Annotated in this window: 21 protein-coding genes; 7 read left to right on the top strand and 14 right to left on the bottom strand. The window is 32.6% G+C overall.

Annotation, left to right across the window (positions count from 1 at the left end; translation table 11 throughout):
• Both B0A75_RS01130 and pckA read left to right on the top strand, forming a co-directional pair.
• A partial coding sequence (locus tag B0A75_RS01130; protein ID WP_089052459.1) for a DUF423 domain-containing protein occupies positions 1 to 387 on the top strand: 387 nt, incomplete at its 5' end.
• A 206-nt stretch (positions 388 to 593) separates the two neighbouring features.
• Positions 594 to 2198: a phosphoenolpyruvate carboxykinase (ATP) gene (pckA, locus tag B0A75_RS01135; protein ID WP_089052460.1), complete on the top strand. Its 1605-nt coding sequence runs from the start codon at positions 594 to 596 to the stop codon at positions 2196 to 2198.
• 217 nt (positions 2199 to 2415) lie between these two features.
• On the opposite strand, the gene B0A75_RS01140 is transcribed toward pckA, so the two are convergent.
• Positions 2416 to 3474 carry a phytase gene (locus B0A75_RS01140; RefSeq protein WP_089052461.1) on the bottom strand — a complete coding sequence of 353 codons (1059 nt, stop codon included), beginning with the start codon at positions 3472 to 3474 and terminating at the stop codon, positions 2416 to 2418.
• 74 nt (positions 3475 to 3548) lie between these two features.
• Positions 3549 to 6359, bottom strand: coding sequence for a TonB-dependent receptor (locus B0A75_RS01145; protein ID WP_089052462.1), 2811 nt, complete (start codon positions 6357 to 6359; stop codon positions 3549 to 3551).
• Between the two features lie 233 nt (positions 6360 to 6592).
• Between B0A75_RS01145 and B0A75_RS01150 the strand changes: the two genes are divergently transcribed.
• Entirely contained in the window at positions 6593 to 7693 is a 1101-nt protein-coding gene (locus tag B0A75_RS01150; protein ID WP_089052463.1) for a DUF4407 domain-containing protein, read from the top strand.
• 142 nt (positions 7694 to 7835) lie between these two features.
• On the opposite strand, the gene B0A75_RS01155 is transcribed toward B0A75_RS01150, so the two are convergent.
• The 9 genes from B0A75_RS01155 to ruvC form a co-directional block, all read right to left on the bottom strand.
• Positions 7836 to 8555, bottom strand: coding sequence for a PH domain-containing protein (locus tag B0A75_RS01155; RefSeq protein ID WP_089052464.1), 720 nt, complete (start codon positions 8553 to 8555; stop codon positions 7836 to 7838).
• 108 nt (positions 8556 to 8663) lie between these two features.
• Positions 8664 to 9032, bottom strand: coding sequence for an MmcQ/YjbR family DNA-binding protein (locus B0A75_RS01160; RefSeq protein ID WP_089052465.1), 369 nt, complete (start codon positions 9030 to 9032; stop codon positions 8664 to 8666).
• A 6-nt stretch (positions 9033 to 9038) separates the two neighbouring features.
• Complete coding sequence (locus B0A75_RS01165; RefSeq protein WP_089052466.1) at positions 9039 to 9389, bottom strand: DUF4260 domain-containing protein; 351 nt, start codon at positions 9387 to 9389, stop codon at positions 9039 to 9041.
• Complete coding sequence (locus tag B0A75_RS01170; protein ID WP_089052467.1) at positions 9386 to 9787, bottom strand: GNAT family N-acetyltransferase; 402 nt, start codon at positions 9785 to 9787, stop codon at positions 9386 to 9388. The genes B0A75_RS01165 and B0A75_RS01170 overlap by 4 nt, the downstream gene beginning before the upstream one ends.
• A gap of 158 nt (positions 9788 to 9945) precedes the next feature.
• Entirely contained in the window at positions 9946 to 10728 is a 783-nt protein-coding gene (locus tag B0A75_RS01175; RefSeq protein ID WP_089052468.1) for a cyclase family protein, read from the bottom strand.
• Positions 10729 to 10782: 54 nt separating this feature from the next.
• Positions 10783 to 11160, bottom strand: coding sequence for a GxxExxY protein (locus B0A75_RS01180; RefSeq protein WP_089052469.1), 378 nt, complete (start codon positions 11158 to 11160; stop codon positions 10783 to 10785).
• A gap of 116 nt (positions 11161 to 11276) precedes the next feature.
• Positions 11277 to 12425, bottom strand: a complete 1149-nt coding sequence (gene hemW / locus B0A75_RS01185; protein ID WP_089052470.1) for a radical SAM family heme chaperone HemW — start codon at positions 12423 to 12425, stop codon at positions 11277 to 11279.
• Between the two features lie 146 nt (positions 12426 to 12571).
• Positions 12572 to 12943 (bottom strand): four helix bundle protein, encoded by a 372-nt coding sequence (locus B0A75_RS01190; RefSeq protein WP_089052718.1) that lies wholly within the window; start codon positions 12941 to 12943, stop codon positions 12572 to 12574.
• A gap of 115 nt (positions 12944 to 13058) precedes the next feature.
• The gene (ruvC, locus tag B0A75_RS01195; RefSeq protein WP_089052719.1) at positions 13059 to 13613 is read right to left on the bottom strand and encodes a crossover junction endodeoxyribonuclease RuvC; all 555 of its coding nucleotides are present in this window, start codon (positions 13611 to 13613) and stop codon (positions 13059 to 13061) included.
• 104 nt (positions 13614 to 13717) lie between these two features.
• Here ruvC and B0A75_RS01200 point away from each other — a divergent pair, with 104 nt between their 5' ends.
• Positions 13718 to 14662: a lysylphosphatidylglycerol synthase transmembrane domain-containing protein gene (locus tag B0A75_RS01200; protein ID WP_089052471.1), complete on the top strand. Its 945-nt coding sequence runs from the start codon at positions 13718 to 13720 to the stop codon at positions 14660 to 14662.
• Positions 14659 to 15762, top strand: coding sequence for a glycosyltransferase family 2 protein (locus B0A75_RS01205; RefSeq protein WP_089052472.1), 1104 nt, complete (start codon positions 14659 to 14661; stop codon positions 15760 to 15762). Before B0A75_RS01200 ends, B0A75_RS01205 begins: the two co-directional genes overlap by 4 nt.
• Positions 15763 to 15779: 17 nt before the next feature.
• Here the strand turns inward: B0A75_RS01205 and B0A75_RS01210 are convergent, their stop codons facing one another.
• Positions 15780 to 16265: a hypothetical protein gene (locus B0A75_RS01210; RefSeq protein ID WP_089052473.1), complete on the bottom strand. Its 486-nt coding sequence runs from the start codon at positions 16263 to 16265 to the stop codon at positions 15780 to 15782.
• A gap of 48 nt (positions 16266 to 16313) precedes the next feature.
• Positions 16314 to 16544: a hypothetical protein gene (locus B0A75_RS20370; RefSeq protein ID WP_123872297.1), complete on the bottom strand. Its 231-nt coding sequence runs from the start codon at positions 16542 to 16544 to the stop codon at positions 16314 to 16316.
• 203 nt (positions 16545 to 16747) lie between these two features.
• Between B0A75_RS20370 and B0A75_RS01220 the strand changes: the two genes are divergently transcribed.
• Both B0A75_RS01220 and B0A75_RS01225 read left to right on the top strand, forming a co-directional pair.
• A complete protein-coding gene (locus B0A75_RS01220) occupies positions 16748 to 17248 on the top strand; it encodes a DUF456 domain-containing protein (RefSeq protein ID WP_089052475.1) in 501 nt (166 codons plus the stop codon).
• 274 nt (positions 17249 to 17522) lie between these two features.
• Positions 17523 to 18125 carry a DUF937 domain-containing protein gene (locus tag B0A75_RS01225; protein WP_089052476.1) on the top strand — a complete coding sequence of 201 codons (603 nt, stop codon included), beginning with the start codon at positions 17523 to 17525 and terminating at the stop codon, positions 18123 to 18125.
• A 67-nt stretch (positions 18126 to 18192) separates the two neighbouring features.
• Here the strand turns inward: B0A75_RS01225 and B0A75_RS01230 are convergent, their stop codons facing one another.
• Positions 18193 to 19101: a pseudouridine synthase gene (locus tag B0A75_RS01230; protein WP_089052477.1), complete on the bottom strand. Its 909-nt coding sequence runs from the start codon at positions 19099 to 19101 to the stop codon at positions 18193 to 18195.
• Positions 19102 to 19260: the final 159 nt, after the last annotated feature.

Below are 19260 nucleotides of genomic sequence, written 5' to 3' on the forward strand. Positions count from 1 at the left end.
ATGAAAAGAAAAATAGTTTTAACAGGCGCTTTTATTGGAATGATAGCTATTATTTTTGGAGCTTTTGGAGCCCATTTATTAAAGAAATATTTATCTATTGAAGAGTTAAATACTTTTGAAGTTGGTGTTCGTTATCAAATGTATCATGCGCTTTTTTTACTTTTTCTTTCAACAAGAAAAGAAATTGCCGAAAAAACTGTTAAAACAATCTATAATCTGGTAGTTGCAGGGGTAATTCTATTTAGTGGATCGATCTATTTACTAGCTACAAAAAGCCTGACTGTTTTTGACTTTAAAATTATCGTATTCGCAACGCCTTTGGGTGGTTTCTTATTAATTCTTGGTTGGTTGGTGTTATTTCTTGCTATTTTGAGGAAAAAATCATAAAATCTCGAATAAAAAATTCTATCTAAAATTAAATCTTTAATTTTGTCTCATAAATAACATATAACGTTACTTATGTGAATTTTTATTGCTTTTTGTCAACAGTGATAAAAAATATAACAATTTGCAAACTCGAGATTAACATCTTAAGTATCAAGTAAAATTATATTTGTGCACCAAAAAAAATAACACACACAACATTAAATTTTATGGACAATAACACACTTTTTGCGCAATCGATTTCGTTAAAAGATTTAGGGATAGAAAATGCAACGGTTCGGTACCAGTTAAGTGCAGATGAACTGCATGCTATAACTGTGCAGTCAGGACAAGGTGTTGAAGCCTCTACAGGTGCTTTGGCAATCAACACAGGTGAGTTTACAGGACGTTCTCCACAAGATCGTTTTATTGTAAAAGACAGTATAACTGAGGATAAAGTTTGGTGGGGAAATGTAAATATCCCTTTTTCGCCAGAAGCTTTTGATAAGTTGTATAATAAGGTAACAAAGTTTTTATCAAACAAAGAAGTATTTGTTCGCGATTCTTACGTTTGTTCTGATAAAAATTACAGACTAAATGTTAGAGTCGTTACAGAAACTGCTTGGTCAAACTTGTTTTGCTATAACATGTTTTTAAGACTTGAAGAGTCTGAATTAGCGAGTTTTACTCCAGAATGGACGGTAGTTTGTGCACCAAGTTTTATGGCAGATCCTGCTGTAGACGGAACACGTCAGTCTAATTTTGCTATTTTAGATTTTACTAAAAAAGTAGCGCTTATTGGAGGAACAGGTTATACAGGAGAAATGAAAAAAGGAATTTTTTCAGCTTTAAATTTCATTCTTCCAGTTTTCAAAAATACACTTCCAATGCATTGCAGCGCCAATGTTGGTAAAGATGGTGATACAGCAATTTTCTTTGGTTTATCTGGAACAGGAAAAACAACTTTATCTGCAGATCCAGAACGTAAGTTAATTGGAGACGATGAACACGGATGGACTGCTGAAAATACAGTTTTCAATTTTGAAGGCGGTTGTTATGCTAAAGTAATCAACTTATCTGAAGAAAATGAACCAGACATTTTTAGAGCAATCAAAAAAGGAGCGCTTTTAGAAAATGTGGTTTTCAAAGCGGGAACAAACGAGGTAGATTTTGACGATGTTTCAATTACTCAAAATACTCGTGTAAGTTACCCAATAACACATATTGATAATATTCAGCCAGGATCTATTGGACATAATCCTAAAAATATATTTTTCCTTACAGCAGATTCTTTTGGAATTTTGCCTCCAATTTCTAGATTAACTCCGGGACAAGCGGCTTACCATTTTATCTCTGGATATACTGCAAAAGTAGCAGGAACTGAAGCTGGAGTTACAGAACCACAGCCAAATTTCTCTGCTTGTTTTGGAGCGCCTTTCATGCCTTTACATCCAACAAAATACGCTGAGATGTTAAGCAAAAAAATGAAAGATGCTGATGTAAAAGTTTGGTTAATAAACACTGGTTGGACTGGTGGACCTTACGGAACAGGAAGCCGTATGAAACTTAAGTACACTCGTGCTATGATTACAGCTGCATTAAACGGAGAATTGGATAATGTAGAATACAAAAATCACGCAGTTTTTGGAATTGCAAAACCACAATCTTGTCCTAATGTTCCAGTTGAAATTTTAAATCCTAGAAATACTTGGGAAGACAAAGATTTATACGATAAAAAAGCGTTAGAATTAGCTCAAAAATTTAAAGCTAATTTCGCGAAATTTGAAGAATTTGCCAATGCTGAAATCTTAGCAGGCGCACCGATTATAGAATAAGAATAAGGGGGATTTTTTAATTCAAATTAAAAAAGCTGTTCATTATGAACAGCTTTTTTTTGTTTCAATGATCAGCTTTTTGATGTTCAGTCGCAATTTAAAGTGTTATCCTGAGCGAAGTCGAAGGCTCTTGCATTGTATGGTTTCGACTTCGCTCAGCCTGACAAAACAGATAGGAATTAAAAAGCTGAAGACTAAAAAACGGAATACTGACCACTTATTTTTTCCCTTCGTCAATTCGTTTTTGGATTGAATCCCAAGTGTAGTAATGAAATGTCATTCCGTTGCTCATCGCTACAAAAAGTCCATTTTTGTATTTTGGCCCTAAGTTTATACTTGTAACATCGGCTCCATCACATTCAATTGTTGAGGTTGGAACTTCTGCCAATAAAGGATGATTGTTTGGATTTCCGTTTGCACCTTCTCTCGGATAAACCATAAAAGAATTTGCTTGTTGATTAGATACTAAAATGTAACCTGTAGAATCTGTTTTTTTGTAGATTGCAATTCCTTCATGATCTGCTTTGAAATCTTTTTGACCAAAAAAAGCTAGTTCTTTATTGTCATTTAAAGCAGGATCAGCTTTGTATTTTCTAATTCCAACTTGTTCGTCGCAATAGTAAACAAAACCTAATTCGTTATCAACAGCAATAGCTTCAATTTCTTTCTTTCCGCTGTACGTTCCAAATTTACGAACCACTTTTGCCGCAGCAAATTTTCCGTTTCCAGAAAGTTCATATTGCCATAAATAACTTCCGGAAGGGCCTGTTTTTCTTCCTACAATGGCAAAAATCTTTTGATCGCTTGGGCGTGTGTATAACGAAACTCCCATAGGATCACGCAAAGATTCACCTTCAAAAACTTCAATTCCGCCATTATCAATAGGTTCTAAATCCGGCAGACTGAAGATTCTAATTTTGTTGCTTTCACGTTCTGTTGTAACTGCAATATCAACTTTTTTTCCGTCGATGATTAATCCGTAAGCGATATCAACATTGTTAGGACGTTTTAGAGTAATTGATTTTTTAAGGATTTTTCCATTCAAATCAAAAGCATATAAAGCTCCGTCGGTATCTTTATCTGTTCCAACAATAATACTTTTCGAAGCATCAGTTGGGTGAATCCAGATCGAAGGATCATCAGTATCATGAGGCAAAGCTTCGGTAACAGTTGTTGGTTTTACTGCATTTGGTTGAATTGGAGCTAATTTGTCGTCTTTACAAGCAGTAAAGGCAAGGCTTATAAGTAAGAAAGCAAGTATCGATTTATTTTTCATTTTGGTGTTTTATTTTAAATGAATTAGACAGAACCGCTGAGTCCTGTCTAATTTAGTAGTTTTTATAATTGTTTTTACAAGTCTAGTTTCAATCCAAAATTGTAACGAGCTTGGTAATATTCAGCTTGTTTAGTGTGAGCAGAAACTCCTTGATAGTAACGTAAAGGCTGATTTGTTAAATTGTTTGCTTCAGCAAAAACACGAAGCTGTTTTGTAATTTTGAAAGAAGCATTTGCATCCAAGAAAAACTGTTTGTCATAGTAACTGTCTTTGTAAGATTCTGAACCCAATTCATCTAAATAATCAGAAGTAAAGTTGGTCGAAATTCTAGCAGAAAAACGCTTGTTTTCCCAAGACAAAGATCCGTTAAACATATGAGGAGTTGTTCCTGGAAGACTGATGTTGTTTCTTTCGTTTCCATCTTCATCAGAAATTCCTTTTGCTTTAGATTTAGTGTACGTATAGTTTAAATAGATACCAAAACCTTTTAAGAATTTACCTGGAAGAAAATCTAACTGACGTTGAAAAGCAACTTCAAATCCGTAAACATCAACTTTATCACCATTTCTAGATTGTAAAAATGACCAGTTTTCGCCAGCAGGAATTGGGTTTATCTGATTTGGAAAATCAGCAGCAAATTTTACACTGTCGTATTGATTGTCGCTGTAGTTATAGATAAAATCATTTAATCTTTTGTAAAAAACACCTCCAGAAATCAAACCAACTGATTTGAAATAATTCTCGGCCATGAAATCATAATTGTAAGAGTAAGTAGCGTCAAGGTCAGGATTTCCTGCCGTGATTTCTTTATCAGCAGCAATATTGTTTACATATGGTGCTAGTGCATAATAGTTTGGTCTTGCCAGCGCCGTTGTTGCAGCCGCTCTTAAAACTAAATCTTTAGTAGCATTATATTGGAATGAAATACTTGGTAATAAATTAGTATAAGAGTTTGTAGTGTTGATTTGGCTTTCTAATTCCTCTTCGTCTAAAACTCTGTTTCCTGTATAATCAATGTGAGTGTTTTCAACACGGAAACCTAAAACCATAGAAAGTTTATCGTTAAAGTCTTGATCCCATCTCACGTATGCAGCAGTAATTCTTTCTTTAGCATTATAGTTTACAGCTAAATATTCAGCTGGATCAGTTTCTTTGTCAAATAATGATGCATTGTTTAAATCTAAACTTCCTAAGAAATCTTTAGAAGCAAAAGTTCCTGGTACATATTTACTTCCCGGATTAAAGTTTTTTCCATCAAAATAACTAGTTGGAACTTCAGATAATAATCCCATTCCGTCATTGATTGGTTCGTAAGAATAGAAATTATTGTTTCTTTCTTTTTCCTTTAAACGTAGTCTAAGTCCAGTTCTTAACCTTCCTTTTTCTCCTTCAATTACTGAGAAAGGAAAACGGATATTTACTTTAGCTCCAAATTCACTTTCGCTAGTTTCATCTGTATTTTCTGTAACCGAATCAAATTTGAATTTATCTGTAGATTCTCCAACAGTTGTCAATAAAGGAAATCTTGGATCAGATAAATCTTCCATCATTTCTAGACCTTTTTGACGGTATTCGATATAACGTTCTTGCGGACGATATTCTCTTGCTTTTGCATAGTTTGCCGACCAATCTAAATCTAATTTTGAGTTAATCAAATGTTCACCTCTAATAGAATAATTTTGTACACGCTGGTCTTCTAATCTTCTGTTTTTATTTCGGTTATTGTCAACACCACCTTTCGTCTGACGTTTTACACGACCTTCAAAACCAGTAATTTTTTCACCATTATAAATTGGTTCAATATCATCATAAGTAGTTCTGAAACGATTTTCTCTATCGTCTCTCCAGTTGTAAATAGCATTCGCAAAAATGGTGTTATTTTCGTCAAATTTATAATCTAAAGCAACTGATCCGCTTCGGCGAATACGCTGTACATCGTATTTTCTAATTTCTGAAGCCTGAAGATATTCATTTCCGAAATCATCCTTTACCCATTCGTTTTCGATATTATCAGAACCATAATCAACATTGTTGTATGATCCGCTGAAAACAGCACCAAGTTTGTTGTCTAAAAAGCGATTTCCATAAACAAAACCAGCTGTATAAGAAGCGTGTTCACGAATTGGTAAATAACCTCCAGCCAAAGTTGCCGAGATTCTTTCTCCATTTGGAGTTGCTCTTGTTATTAAATTTACAGAACCTCCAATCGCATCAGCATCCATATCCGAAGTCAAAGTTTTGTTAACCTCAATAGTCGAAATCATATCAGACGGAATCAAGTCCATTTGTACATTTCTATTGTCTCCTTCTGCAGACGGAATTCGGTCACCATTTAAAGTAACTGAGTTTAAAGATGGAGCAAGTCCTCTAATGATAATGTTACGAGCCTCACCTTGATCATTTTGCATTGTAATACCTGGAACACGTTTTAAAGCATCACCAACATTGGCATCAGGAAAACGTCCCACTTGATCAGATGAAATTACGTTTCCGATGTTTTTATTGTTTTTTTGTTGATTCAAAGCTTTAGCTTGACCTTTTAAAATATCGCCGACTACAACTTCATTAAGTTCAGTTCCCGAAGTTTTAAGAGCAAAATCAAGTACATTGTTTTTGCCTTGTTCAACAGTGATTTCTTTTGTTATTGCCGTATAACCAATATATTTCACTTCAACTTTATAAGTACCAGCATTGATGTTTAATAGTTCAAAACGACCATTGTAATCTGAAACTGTGTATTTGTTTTCACCTGTTATTTGAATCATTGCTCCCGGCAGCGGAAGTTTGTCGTCTATATCTAATACTTTTCCTGATATTATTGCTTTTTGAGCAAACCCAGAAAAGGTCAAAAATAAAAACGTTAGTAATAAGTAGAATTTTTTCATTGTTTTTTAGTTTGATTTTGGTTGCGAAACTAGAACCTAAGTATTACTAAAAGCCTTTAAAAAAATTAACAAAAGGTTATAATTAATCAAATATGGCTGAAAATTATTAATGTTAAAATAACATTTATTACACAGGGTATTTGTTCCAAGTAAAAAGAAATCAAGTATTTATCTCAGATTTGAATTTTTGGCGTTAAATTTGCCTTATCAATCACAATCAAAAATCATCAATCATGTTAAAACAATTTTTCATCTTATGTTCTGGAGCCGACAGAGATTTACTCGAAGGCTGCTCTGAAGGCGAACAAACCAAATATGTTGGTATTGGCGCCACCGTTTTTTTTACTGCTGTAATGGCGTTTTTAGCCAGTGCATATGCACTTTTCACTGTTTTTGACTCTATTTATCCAGCTCTGATTTTTGGATTTGTATGGAGTTTGTTAATCTTCAATTTAGATCGTTTTATTGTCTCTACAATCAAGAAGAGAGATCGTTTTTTTGACGAATTTCTACAGGCAACACCTAGAATTATGCTGGCAATTATTATTGCGATCGTAATTTCGAAACCATTAGAGATTAAAATTTTCGAAAAAGAAATCAATACCGTTTTATTGAAGGAAAAAAACGAAATGGAACTGGCCAATAAAAAACAAATTGGCACTTATTTCAAATCAGATTTAGATAAAAACAAAGGAGAGATTGCTGCGCTAAAAGCTGATATTGTAAAAAAAGAGAAAGAAGTTAATGCTTTATATTCAACTTATATTACAGAAGCGGAAGGAACTGCCGGAACTAAAAAACTAGGAAAAGGACCAGTTTATAAAGAAAAACGCGAAAAACACGATGCTGCTTTAAAGGAATATGAAACTCTAAAAGCAGCAAACGAAGCGAAAATTGCAGAGAAAGAAAAGGCTGGTAAACAATTGCAAACCGATCTAGATAAAAAAGTTTCTCAGACTCAGCCTATTATTGAAGGTTTTGACGGATTAATGGCGCGCATAAATGCGTTGAATAAATTACCTTGGCTGCCTTCGTTTTTTATAATGTTGTTGTTTTTGGCAATTGAAACATCTCCAATTATTGCCAAACTACTGGCTCCAAAAGGAGAGTTTGATTTTAAACAAGAAGAAGCCGAAACGGCTATGAAAGCGACTTTGGCTCAAAATAAATACCAACGTGATTTATTAGTTAAAACGAGTGCCGAAATGCATGATAAAGTTTATGCTGATATTGCCGAAGATAAAGGACTGTTTGATTTACAGCGAAAGAACGCAAAAGAACTACTGGAACTGCAGTCGCATAAATTTGTAGAAAAACAGAAAGCGACTTTATAAGCCGAAAGTCAAAAGTCGAAAGTCTGAAAGTCGTATTACATACTTAAAAAGTAAAAGCCAGAAATAGATAGATTCTATTTCTGGCTTTTTATTTTAGACAAAGTCAAAAGACTTTACGACTTTCGACTTTTGACTTTAAGACTTACATATAACTTAAAATCTCTTTTTTAAAAGTGTCATATTCGCCTTGCATGATTAAACCATTATCAAGAAGTTTTTTGTAATTCTGTAATTTGTCAAAAAGTTCTTCTTTAGATAAATCAGCTAATTTGCGTTCACCGGCTGGCTGACTTGGTTGAGTTGGAAGTGGTTCGAAAGTTTCAGTATAAGTTGGTGCCGCTGGTAAAATTTCAGCAAAACTTGTTACTTCTTCCGTTTCAACTTCTTCAACCTCTTCAACTTCATCAATTTCCTCTTCGTATTCTGGCTCAACAACTTCTTCAATTGGTGTTGCCGTTACAACGGGATTTTTCAAGATATCTAATTGCTCTTTAGCGTAAGTAAAAATCTTTCTAGCTTGAATTTTCGGAATATAATCTATAGAAGCTTGAATGTCTGTTTTAGTAGAAAAAGAAAATTCCGAACCTAAAATATTTTCTTTTACAAAAGTACCAACAATTTCATCCCAAGTATAATCTGTAAAATCCATCGACAGACCTAAGTTTTTAGGCTTACAAATAATAATACGTTTGTTTGTTAATACTATGCTGTCTGGAAAAACAGTAATTGCAGGTTTTTTTTGAACGGCTATATATCCAACTTCTTCACCTTTCATCAATAAATCTGTAAGTTTTGAAGTGATTTTTTCAATCGCTTTTGGATCTTGTTCTTCGTTCAGAAATTTTTTAAATTGTTCTTTCATATTTTTATAAGTTGCTAAGTTACACAGTAACTGAGTTGCTAAGTTTTTTTCTTACCGTGCAAATGTAATGCCTAATTTTTTAATTGCTCCGCCAGTTCGCTAAAAAAATTACCTCAAGTCGATAATTTCGTTCTGAATTTTCTTTGTCAAACTTTTGAAAACTAATTCGTACGAATGATCAATTAATTCTTTTACGAATTTAATGGGTAAATTTCCATTTAAAGCAATCGTGTTCCAATGCACTTTACTCATATGGTATCCTGGTTGTATTTCATCATATTCGACTCTGAGTTCTTGTGCGCGTTCGGGGTCACATTTTAAATTTACCGATTGTTCGTTTTTCTCCCATTGTGATAGAGAAGATAAAGCAAACATTTTTCCGCCCACTTTAAAAACTAAAGTATCTTCATCAAAAGGAAAATGCTCGCTGACGCCTTTTTTTGAAAGACAATATTCATAAAACGTTTCTAAATTCATAATTTCTTATTTACCAATTTCACCTAAATGCGTGTATTTAAACCCTTTTTCATATTTCAATCCGTAACCAAATATCCGATCCATTGCCGAATGTGAAAATAAAATAATTCCAGCTAATTGAATACTTTCAATACTGAAATAACATCCTAAACCATAAATTAAAAGAGCAATTCCTTTATGATGAAAAAGATTGTAAAGAAATGCACCAGTTTTATTCCCCAAAGCATATCCAATCATAGATAGATCTGGAGCTAGAATTAAAGCCAAAAACCACCACCATTCATAACTTAAACGGTTGAAAAGAAAAATTCCGAAAATAAATAAAGCTGCTTCTTCGAGTTTTAAGACTGTTTTCATTTGACTATTTTTTCCATCATCTTTTCAGGATGATTCAGTTTTGTAAACCCGAATTTCTCGTATAAAAAATGAGCGTCGGTAGTTGCTAATCGCCAAAGCTTGACATTTTGAAGCTGCGGTTCGTTTATCATTGTTTCGATTAAAATCGAAGAATATCCTTTTCCGCGGTGTTCTTCTGTAATAAAAACGTCCATTACATAAGCAAAAACGATATAATCGGTAATCACGCGTGCAAAACCAATTTGTTCATCATTTAAATAGATTCCAAAACAAAATGAAGCATCAATTGCAGTCTGAACTTCTTCAATAGTTCTCGGCGCAGCCCAATAAATAGCTGCCAAAAAGTTTTGTATAAACGAAACGTCGAGTTTTGTTTTATCTGTAGAAACACTAATCATAGTATATTGTTTTTTGCCACTAATTACACAAATTTGCCCGAATTTCTTTTTATTCTGCCACAGATTAAAGGATTAAAATGATTCAATCTGTGTAAATCTTCTAATCTGTGGCAAAAAAGTTTAATTAGTGTAAATTTGTTTAATTAGTGGCAACCTCATTAAATCTTATATAAAATTGGTTTTGATGGACTTGCATCATTTTCAAACGAAGCGATTTGAAGATTTAGTATATAATTTCCATCTTCAATTTCATCTGGAACATAAATCATTTCCGTGATTGTGGCATTTAATCTTGCATCAGAATTAAGATTATGCGTGTCTTTTACATTCCAAAACGCTTTGTGGGCTAATAATTTTCCTTCGTCATGTTCTTTGTCAACGCTTGGTAAATCGATCAATAAATGCTGAATTTCGCTTTCGCGGATAAATACTGCGGCTTCTTCAGATAAATATGGCGGATTTGTATTCGAGTATTTTCTTGACTTTTTGTCTTTTTGATTTGGAAGTGTTCGAATTACTAACGCTTCGTTCGTCAAGCTGAGCGCAGTCGAAGCGCCTTCAGTTGTCACATTGAGCGAAGTCGAAATGTGTTCTTTAGTAATTACATAATCATCTCCAATTTTAACAGGTTCAATCGTAATCAATTTAGCAAAAAAGAAAAACTGTTTTAAAGATTGATTGATACTGTAAAAATCATTTGTAATATGTCCCAGACATTCCGTATGAGTTCCATGTCCATGCGGATTGAAGAAAATGTTATTAAAATTCGTAGATGATTTTCCTTCCGAAACTTTTCCAATCCAGTCTCCAAAAACTACAGGTTCGATTGCAGGTTTTTCTATGTACCAAGCAATCGGGTTTTCGTCTGTATTGGTCAATGGAATAGATATATCAATAGGTTTTGATAAGTCGATTTCGAAATTGTTTATTTTTGCTATCATGTTGATCTAACCGCAAGGTTCGCTAAGGTTTACACAAAGGGCGCTAGGATTTTATTAGAGATTGTTGACTACTCTTTTTATTCCGTTCTTTATTAAAGAAACATTAAAGTTCATTAATAAGCCTAGTTTGCAATTTGTTAATTTTAAATAAGTTAATAGCTGAGCAAAATGAATTTCATTTAAACAATCGACAGCTTTTATCTCCAAAATTAGTTTATTTTCAACTAAAATGTCTAATCTATAACCAACATCTAATTTTACTTCTTCGTAAATTAAAGGTAAAGATTTTTGTTTTTCAATTAGAAGACCTAATTTCTTTAGCTCGTAAAATAAACATTCTTCATAAGCACTTTCTAAAAGTCCAGGCCCTAAAGTTTGGTGTACCTTCAACGCGGAATGAAACACAATTCGAGATAAATCATTTTCTGACATATAACCAATATTTAAAGTTTCAAATATAACACTTGTCTCTTTGTAAATATAGATTTATTCCTACAAAATACAAATAGCGTTCTTTGCGTAAACCTTAGCGAACCTTGCGGTTAAATTTAACTTTCAACATAAAATAAATCTGAAGCAATTCCATCCGTTAAGAATTTTCCTTTTGGAGTTGGTTTTAAAATGTTGTTTTTAATAGAAAGTAAATCATCATCTAAAAATTTCTGAGATTGTTTTTTGAGATAATTCAAATATTCCAAACCAAATTCCTTTTCAATACGATCTAAAGAAACGCCCCAAATGGTTCGTAATCCCGTCATTATATATTCGTTATAACGATCTGAAATGGTCAAAATTTCCGTTTCTATTGGAAGTTCACTGTTTTGAATAGCTTTTAAATACAATGAATTATTGGCAATATTCCAGCCTCTTTTTTCGCCGTCATAACTGTGAGCCGAAGGTCCGATTCCGATATATTTTTTACCAAGCCAATAAGCCGAATTGTTTTTGGAGAAGTAATTCTTTTTTCCAAAATTGGATAATTCGTAATGAATAAAACCATTTTTCTGAAGCGTATCCACCAAAATCATAAAATGATTCGAAGCCGCTTCGTCTTGGGGTTCAGCAATTTTACCAGTTTGAATTAATTTGCTTAAGGCCGTTTTGGGTTCAACAGTTAAAGCATAACTCGAAATATGCGGAACACCAAAACTTAAAGCTGTTTCAATATTTTGTTTCCACATTTCGTCACTCATTCCTGGAATGCCATAAATTAAATCAAGCGAAATATTATCAAAATACTTCGTTGCTTCTTCTAAACATTTTTTGGCTTCCGCCGAATTATGAGCGCGATTCATCATCTTCAAATCTTCTTCATAAAAAGACTGAATCCCAATGCTTAATCTATTTATAGGGCTTTTAGATAATTCCAGAATTCTTTCAGAAGATAAATCATCAGGATTTGCTTCCAAAGTAACTTCAGGGTTTTCTGAAACTTTATAGTTTTTATAAACTTCAGAAATTAAAAAGTTTATTTCGTCATTTGATAACACTGAAGGAGTTCCGCCACCGAAATATATAGTTTCTACAATCTCATTGTCACTTCGAGCGGAGTCTAGAAGCTCATTTTTGCGCATGGCAATTTCTTTAGCCAAAGCCAAAACCATTTCGTCTTTCTTTTTCATCGAAGTCGAAAAATGAAAGTCGCAGTAATGACAAGCCTGCTTGCAGAAAGGAATATGTATGTAGATACCGCTCATTTTGTAGTGTTCAGTGTTCAGTTTTTTTAGTATTCAGATTATTAGTGTTCAGTATTCAGGTTATTAGTATTCAGTTTTCTAATTTTCCGTGTTAGTTTGATGATTTTCAGTTTTTTATGCACTTAGTACTAAAATCTGACCACTGATTACTCTTTTCTCACTCCAAACTTCTCTGGGTTTAAAAGCATATAGTTTAATAATTTACCTATTTCAATACTTTCAGATAAAAGTTCATTATAGTATTCGTTTGAAATATATTTACAAGCAAAAGCAAATTCAAGCCAAACTTGTGTCTCAGAATTTTCGCCATCAGAATCGGTTAATTTACTGTAAAAATGTTTTGGATAAATGCGTTTTCTGTAAGCTTCGGCAATAGTAACTGGAACACTTCTAGATGAGCGTCTTATCTGATCGGTTAATGAATAAGTTTCTTCTTTTGGAAACTGTTTTGTAATATTGAATATCTTCATTGCTAAAGAAAAAGACTTTTTGTAAGCTAATAAATCTTGAAATCTCATCATTTTTTTATTCATAACGATTTTTCTGTAGGAAAATTACAAATAAAACAATAATTGTTTTCGACCTAATAATTGAATACTAAGAACTGATCACTAAAAATCTGACCACTGATCACTATTTTTTCACTCGTTCCTCATTTTGTTTCACAAAAGCATCCCAGCCCGAATAACTTTTCCCAGCAACGACTTTTCCTGAATTAAAGAAATGACAAACTGCAGCCGCCAAACCGTCTGTTGAATCTAGATTTTTTGGTAATTCTTTTAAACCTAGAAGCTGTTGCAGCATTTTGGCAACTTGTTCTTTACTGGCATTTCCGTTTCCAGTAATTGCCATTTTTATCTTTTTTGGTTCGTATTCTGTAATCGGAATATCTCTCGAAAGTCCTGCTGCCATTGCAACGCCTTGTGCACGTCCTAATTTTAACATCGATTGTACGTTTTTGCCAAAGAAAGGTGCTTCAATAGCAATTTCGTCTGGATGATGCGTTTCGATTAATTCTATGGTACGTTCAAAAATGATTTTTAATTTTTGGTAATGATTGTCGTATTTGGACAATTGCAATTCGTTTAATTGCAAAAACTCCATTTTTTTATTGATAACTTTTATCAATCCAAAACCCATAATTGTGGTTCCAGGGTCAATACCTAATATGATGCGTTCTTTTGTCAATTGTTTTTTGTTTGAAGTTTCAAGATTCAAGTTTTTTGAAAATCAAAACGATTCATTTTCTCATTTTCAAATTGCCACATTTCCAAATTGATTACTTTTGCGGCATGATTTCAATTCCTCACAAAGCTAAGCAATTCCTTGTTCTTCTGGTCAAACTTTTGATTGTAGGCGGCGCATTTTATTTTATTTACAATCAGCTGGCTAACAATGACAAATTAGACTGGAACAAGTTTATCGTTTTGTTCAAAAAAAATCAGTCGGTTTTAGGGGTTTCGTTTATTTTGCTTTTGAGCGTTTTGAATCGTTATTTTGAAATTTTAAAATGGCAGAATCTGGCTAAAGTAATTCATGAAATCTCGGTTTACGAATCTACAAAACAGGTTTTGGCCGCTTTAACGGCTGGAATTTTCACGCCAAACGGAGTGGGAGAGTACGCGGGGAAAGCATTGTATTATCCAAAATCTGATGCAAAAAAAGTAGTTTTCTTGAACTTAATCTGCAACGGAATCCAAATGATTTTAACGATCATTTTTGGGATTTTCGGATTACTGTATTTCAATGCTCAGTTTAATGTTATCACCACCAAAACCGTTCTAATCCTATTTGGCGGATTTGTACTGCTTTTGATTCTATTGTTTTCAATTAAAAAGATAAAAGTAAAAGGATATTCGATCGAAAAACTGATTCATAAAATCAATGAAATTCCAAAATCAATTCATCAAAGAAATATCTTTTTGGGCATTTGCCGTTATTTGGTTTTTTCGCATCAATATTACTTTTTGTTTTTAGGTTTTGATGTCGATCTGCCTTATTTAACTTTAATGGCGGCGATCACATCGGTTTACTTTTTGGCTTCTTCATTACCAACATTTCAGTTTTTAGATTTTGCTGTAAAAGGAAGCGTTGCTATTTATTTTTTCGGAATTCTTGGTGTTAACGAATGGATTGTAATTTTTATCAGCACGTTAATGTGGTTTTTAAATGTTGTCTTGCCAGTTGTTTTGGGAAGTTATTTCGTGTTGAATTTTAAGACCAAAACAGCAGAATGATTTTTGCGTTATTCTCGATAGCAGCAATTTACACTTTTAGCATTTATTTACTTGTTTATGGTTTTTTTAAAGTAAAGCAATATCAAAAAACAGATTTAAGTCCAAGAACAAGCTTTACGATTATAGTTCCGTTTCGAAATGAGAAAGAAAATCTTCCACATCTTCTACAGCGTTTTTCAAAGCTAAATTATCCAATTGATTTATTTGAAGTAGTTTTAGTCGATGATAGTTCAGTAGAAAAGTTTCAGGTCTCAAGTTTCAGATTTCAAGTTTCAGTAATTGAGAATATCAGAATATCAAATTCTCCAAAAAAAGATGCGATTACAACCGCAATGCAGCATGTAAAAACAGATTGGGTTATTACAACAGATGCTGATTGCATGGTGCCTGAAAACTGGCTTTTAACTTTTGATAATTATATTCAGGAAAATAAAGTTTCAATGCTTGCAGGAGCAGTTACGTATGAATGCGAGAATTCATTTTTACATGATTTTCAGCAATTAGATTTAACCAGTTTACAAGGTGCAACGATTGGAAGTTTTGGTTTGAGTAAAGGTTTTATGTGTAATGGAGCTAATTTTGCCTACACAAAATCAATATTTGAAAAGCTGAACGGATTTGAAGGAAATGATAAAATTGCCAGCGGAGATGATGTCTTTTTGCTTCAAAAAGCGATTGAAAAATTCCCCGACGAAGTTCATTATCTAAAAGCTAAAGAAGCAATTGTAAGCACAAAACCAACTGAATCTTGGAAATCTTTGTTTTATCAAAGAGTACGCTGGGCAGCCAAAACTAGTTCATATAAAAGTAGTTTTGGAAAATTTTTAGGTTTAATTGTTTTCTTTGGAAATCTGAGTTTTGTAATTGGTTTTTTCTACTTCCTTTTAGGATTTTGGTCTTATTACGTATTTGTTTTACTTGCTTTTTTTAAGTTTTCGGTAGATTTTGTTTTGCTTTATACAACCAATAAATTTTTATCAAAAAAGAGAATAAAAAGTGTTTTACTTAGTAGTTTGTTTTATCCTTTTTTTAGTTCAACAGTAGTTTTGTACAGCTTATTTGGATCGTATGAATGGAAAGATAGACGATTTAGAAGCTAAAACTTATTTAGAGAAAACTATTTCTCGTCTTTTGCTTTAAGAATAACAGGTAAAATAAATTGCGTTTTTACTGGAATACCGCGTTTTATAGCAGGATTTATTTTTGGGAAATTAACTAAACGTGCATGAAGAATGCTGTCAATTTTTATCGTATCGTAAGCGACAGAATCTTTAGGAAACTGAGGTTCAAATTTCATAACAGCATTTGGAAAAATGGTTACTTTTACCTCAATAGTATCAAGTTCAGGATACATAATAGATAAGCTGTCAACGTTTAGTTTTTCTTGAATCAGGGTCGACATAACATCAAAAAAACACTTTTGGCGTTGTTTTTTATCGGTGATTTTTTCACAGTCTGCTACTGTTGGATATTCGTCAACTTCTTTCCAGTTTATAGATTTTAATTCTTTTTGAAGTAATTCTTTTTCAGACGGAACCTGCTTCTCAAAATATTGACAAGAATTAAAAAAAAGAATAATTAAAAGAAGGAAAAAATGTTTCAAGATTATGACGTTGTATTGAACAATGAAAAATAGGGTGTAAAAATACGATTATTTTTTTTGAGAAGCTTTGTATTCAAGATAATCTTCATAGCGCTCTGAAAGCCATTGCTCTTTGTTTTGTTCTGCAACTTGCTTTTGGTCAGGGTATAAGTGTGCAAGACGATCAGAAAAAGCGGCAATTCTAACGGTGTAATTATAAAATTCTGTTTTACTTAGAACAATATTAGGATCGTTTTTTCGATTAAAAAATTCAAAGAAAAGCGTATCAAATTCTTTCATAGAGAAATTTTGAACTTTTTTCTTATTACTTTTATAAATGCTGTCCTGAAGAAATTGATCTTGAGGTGAAAGTTTTTTTGTTTGTGCGCATAAACTTATGCTGATTGAAAAAAACAGAACTAAAAAAACAATAAATTGTGAGAGACGATTCATTTACTAATTTCGCTGCAAGTTTGTAAGCACAAAATTACAAAAAAATATATATGGATTTATTATTGTTGACGCTTGGTTTTATATGCATAATCATTGGCATTTTTGGAAGTTTTTTACCTGTTTTGCCTGGTTTGTCAAGTTGTTGGGTTGGTCTGCTTTTATTGTATTTAACGAAAGCTGTTGAGAATAATTATTGGGTATTAGGGATTACATTGCTGCTGACCGTAATTATTACAGTTTTAGATTATATAATTCCTGCTAAGGGAACGAAAAAATTTGGAGGCAGTTCTTACGGTGTTTGGGGAACTAATATTGGCTTGGTAGTTGGGATTCTTGCACCTATTCCGTTTGGTGTAATTGTTGGTCCTTTTGTTGGTGCTTTGGTAGGGGAAATGCTTTATGATTCTAAAAATCATCAACGTGCTTTTAAAGCGGCGACGGGTTCGCTTCTTGGTTTTTTAGCTTCTAGTTTTATAAACTTTATGTTTTGTATGATTTATCTAGGTATTTTCATAACGATAGTTTGGCAGAATCGTTCACTATTGTTTTAAATGTTAAAATTTATTTAAGCTTTTTCTTATTTTTTAATTTTTCTCGATTATTTTCTTAAAATTTTATTTTTTAGCTTGCTTCTCAAGGCTTTATGTTTATTGAGACTTGCGCTGTTTTTTATAAATGCGTATAAATGTCATCGGTAAAATTTTAACTAATTTTTTGGATATGTTAGAATATTTTATATTTTTATCACGATAAACGATAAAAAACCTCACTTTGTCGATTATTTTGAATGACTTTAAATAATTATTTTTTAAATAAGTTAATAGTATGACCCCAAACCTACAAATTGAACTTAGACGTTTTATTTCTTCTAATGTTGTTTCAAAGCTTAACAAATTTTATTTTGAAAATGATGCACTTTTAATAAAAGGAATCGATGTTTCAATAGGTACAGTTTTAATGGGGCTGTACAATAAAGCTGAAGAATCTGGTTTTTATAAAGATATTGTATCGCTTATTGAAGATGATTCGACTTTTTATCAGGAAGTAGATTTCAATTCAGGGCGAATATTATCAGTAGATGACTGTTACCGTATAGAAGGAAATGCTTTGCTGAAAGAAATTTTTACCAATAAAAAGGGAAGGATTTCTGAAATGATTTCGAATGAAGTTGGTATTAAAAGCGAAACAGCCCGAGAAATTCTTAATTTTTCAGCTCTTTTAGTTATCTCGTATCTTAAAAATAATCTGCAATTACTGGATAGTTTAAAATTACTATTAGAAGAGCAAAAAAGAGATATCTTAAACAGTATTCAACCTGGAATCAAGATAATTTTAGGATTTTCATGTTATGAAAATGTTGAAGATAAAAATCAAAATATAGGAAGATCTATTTTTACACTTTTTGGACATAACTTTTTTGCATTCTAAAAAAAAATCCCGTCTTACAAAGTAAAACAGGATTTAATATTTTTAAACCTTTTTGAAAGATGATGTATTAAGCATTTTTCAAATTGATAACTTCTTGGTCAGTTAAGAAACGCCAGTTACCTCTTGGCAAATTCTTTTTAGTTAAGCCTGCAAAAGATACACGGTCTATACGAAGCACATCATAATCAAAATGTTCAAAAATGGCACGAACCACTTTTACATTTGATGAGCGTAGTTTAAGACCTACTTCACTTTTTGCTTCTTTTTCGATGTAGCTTATTTCTTCAACAAAAACACGGTGCCCGTCAAGAACTAAACCTTTGCTGATTTTTTCTAAATCTTCAAATTTTAGATTTTTATCTAAGGAAACTTGATAGATTTTTGAAGATTTCTGACTTGGTAAAGTAAATTTACGAATCATATCAGTATCGTTTGTAAACAACAATAATCCTGTTGTATTTTTGTCCATTCTTCCTACAGGTGCAATTTTTGCGGTCGTAGAACCACGAACAAGTTCTAGAACGTTACGATATTCCTGCCCTTCATCAAGCGCAGTTGTAAAGTTTTTAGGTTTATTCAATAAAATGTATTCTTTCTTTTCAGGAGTTAAAGTAACACCATCAAAGTTTACAACATCATTTAATTTTACTAAATAACCCATTTCTGTAACTGGAACGCCGTTTACTTTAACGTTTCCAGACTGAATATATATATCAGCATCACGACGAGAGCAAACCCCTGAGTTTGAGATATATTTATTCAAACGAATCTCATCAGAAGCTTTTTGTCTTTTTGGTGCCTGATTTTGTTTCTTAATTTTTTGCTCCGCAGCTTCTTGTGCCGCTTTAACTTCAGGCTTCACTTTTTTCGGCCCTTGAGCACGTTTCGCCATAGGAGGTTTTGGCTTGCTAGAGTTTGATCTTGAACTGTTTGGTCTAGATCCGCCTCTTTTATTATTGCCTTCCTTATTGTTCATAAATTCTGTAATTTGTGCAAAGATAGTTTTTTCTGCCCAATTAATCTTAAGTTCTATGTTCTTAGATTAATAGCAATAAAATTTTAGTTGATTTAAAGCATAATACGCAGCTTTTTTTAGTTGAAATTTCCTGTTTTTCGTTCCGCATATTTTATTTTT

Source organism: Flavobacterium oncorhynchi (assembly GCF_002217355.1).
Lineage (GTDB): Bacteria > Bacteroidota > Bacteroidia > Flavobacteriales > Flavobacteriaceae > Flavobacterium > Flavobacterium oncorhynchi.

Bases quoted from the DNA above. Each gene is read 5' to 3' on its own strand.
- pckA (WP_089052460.1), top strand. From the start codon at position 594: ATGGACAATAACACACTTTTTGCGCAATCGATTTCGTTAAAAGATTTA.
- B0A75_RS01140 (WP_089052461.1), bottom strand. From the start codon at position 3,474: ATGAAAAATAAATCGATACTTGCTTTCTTACTTATAAGCCTTGCCTTT.
- B0A75_RS01145 (WP_089052462.1), bottom strand. From the start codon at position 6,359: ATGAAAAAATTCTACTTATTACTAACGTTTTTATTTTTGACCTTTTCT.
- B0A75_RS01150 (WP_089052463.1), top strand. From the start codon at position 6,593: ATGTTAAAACAATTTTTCATCTTATGTTCTGGAGCCGACAGAGATTTA.
- B0A75_RS01155 (WP_089052464.1), bottom strand. From the start codon at position 8,555: ATGAAAGAACAATTTAAAAAATTTCTGAACGAAGAACAAGATCCAAAA.
- B0A75_RS01160 (WP_089052465.1), bottom strand. From the start codon at position 9,032: ATGAATTTAGAAACGTTTTATGAATATTGTCTTTCAAAAAAAGGCGTC.
- B0A75_RS01165 (WP_089052466.1), bottom strand. From the start codon at position 9,389: ATGAAAACAGTCTTAAAACTCGAAGAAGCAGCTTTATTTATTTTCGGA.
- B0A75_RS01170 (WP_089052467.1), bottom strand. From the start codon at position 9,787: ATGATTAGTGTTTCTACAGATAAAACAAAACTCGACGTTTCGTTTATA.
- B0A75_RS01175 (WP_089052468.1), bottom strand. From the start codon at position 10,728: ATGATAGCAAAAATAAACAATTTCGAAATCGACTTATCAAAACCTATT.
- B0A75_RS01180 (WP_089052469.1), bottom strand. From the start codon at position 11,160: ATGTCAGAAAATGATTTATCTCGAATTGTGTTTCATTCCGCGTTGAAG.
- hemW (WP_089052470.1), bottom strand. From the start codon at position 12,425: ATGAGCGGTATCTACATACATATTCCTTTCTGCAAGCAGGCTTGTCAT.
- B0A75_RS01190 (WP_089052718.1), bottom strand. From the start codon at position 12,943: ATGAGATTTCAAGATTTATTAGCTTACAAAAAGTCTTTTTCTTTAGCA.
- B0A75_RS01200 (WP_089052471.1), top strand. From the start codon at position 13,718: ATGATTTCAATTCCTCACAAAGCTAAGCAATTCCTTGTTCTTCTGGTC.
- B0A75_RS01205 (WP_089052472.1), top strand. From the start codon at position 14,659: ATGATTTTTGCGTTATTCTCGATAGCAGCAATTTACACTTTTAGCATT.
- B0A75_RS20370 (WP_123872297.1), bottom strand. From the start codon at position 16,544: ATGAAAGAATTTGATACGCTTTTCTTTGAATTTTTTAATCGAAAAAAC.
- B0A75_RS01220 (WP_089052475.1), top strand. From the start codon at position 16,748: ATGGATTTATTATTGTTGACGCTTGGTTTTATATGCATAATCATTGGC.
- B0A75_RS01225 (WP_089052476.1), top strand. From the start codon at position 17,523: ATGACCCCAAACCTACAAATTGAACTTAGACGTTTTATTTCTTCTAAT.
- B0A75_RS01230 (WP_089052477.1), bottom strand. From the start codon at position 19,101: ATGAACAATAAGGAAGGCAATAATAAAAGAGGCGGATCTAGACCAAAC.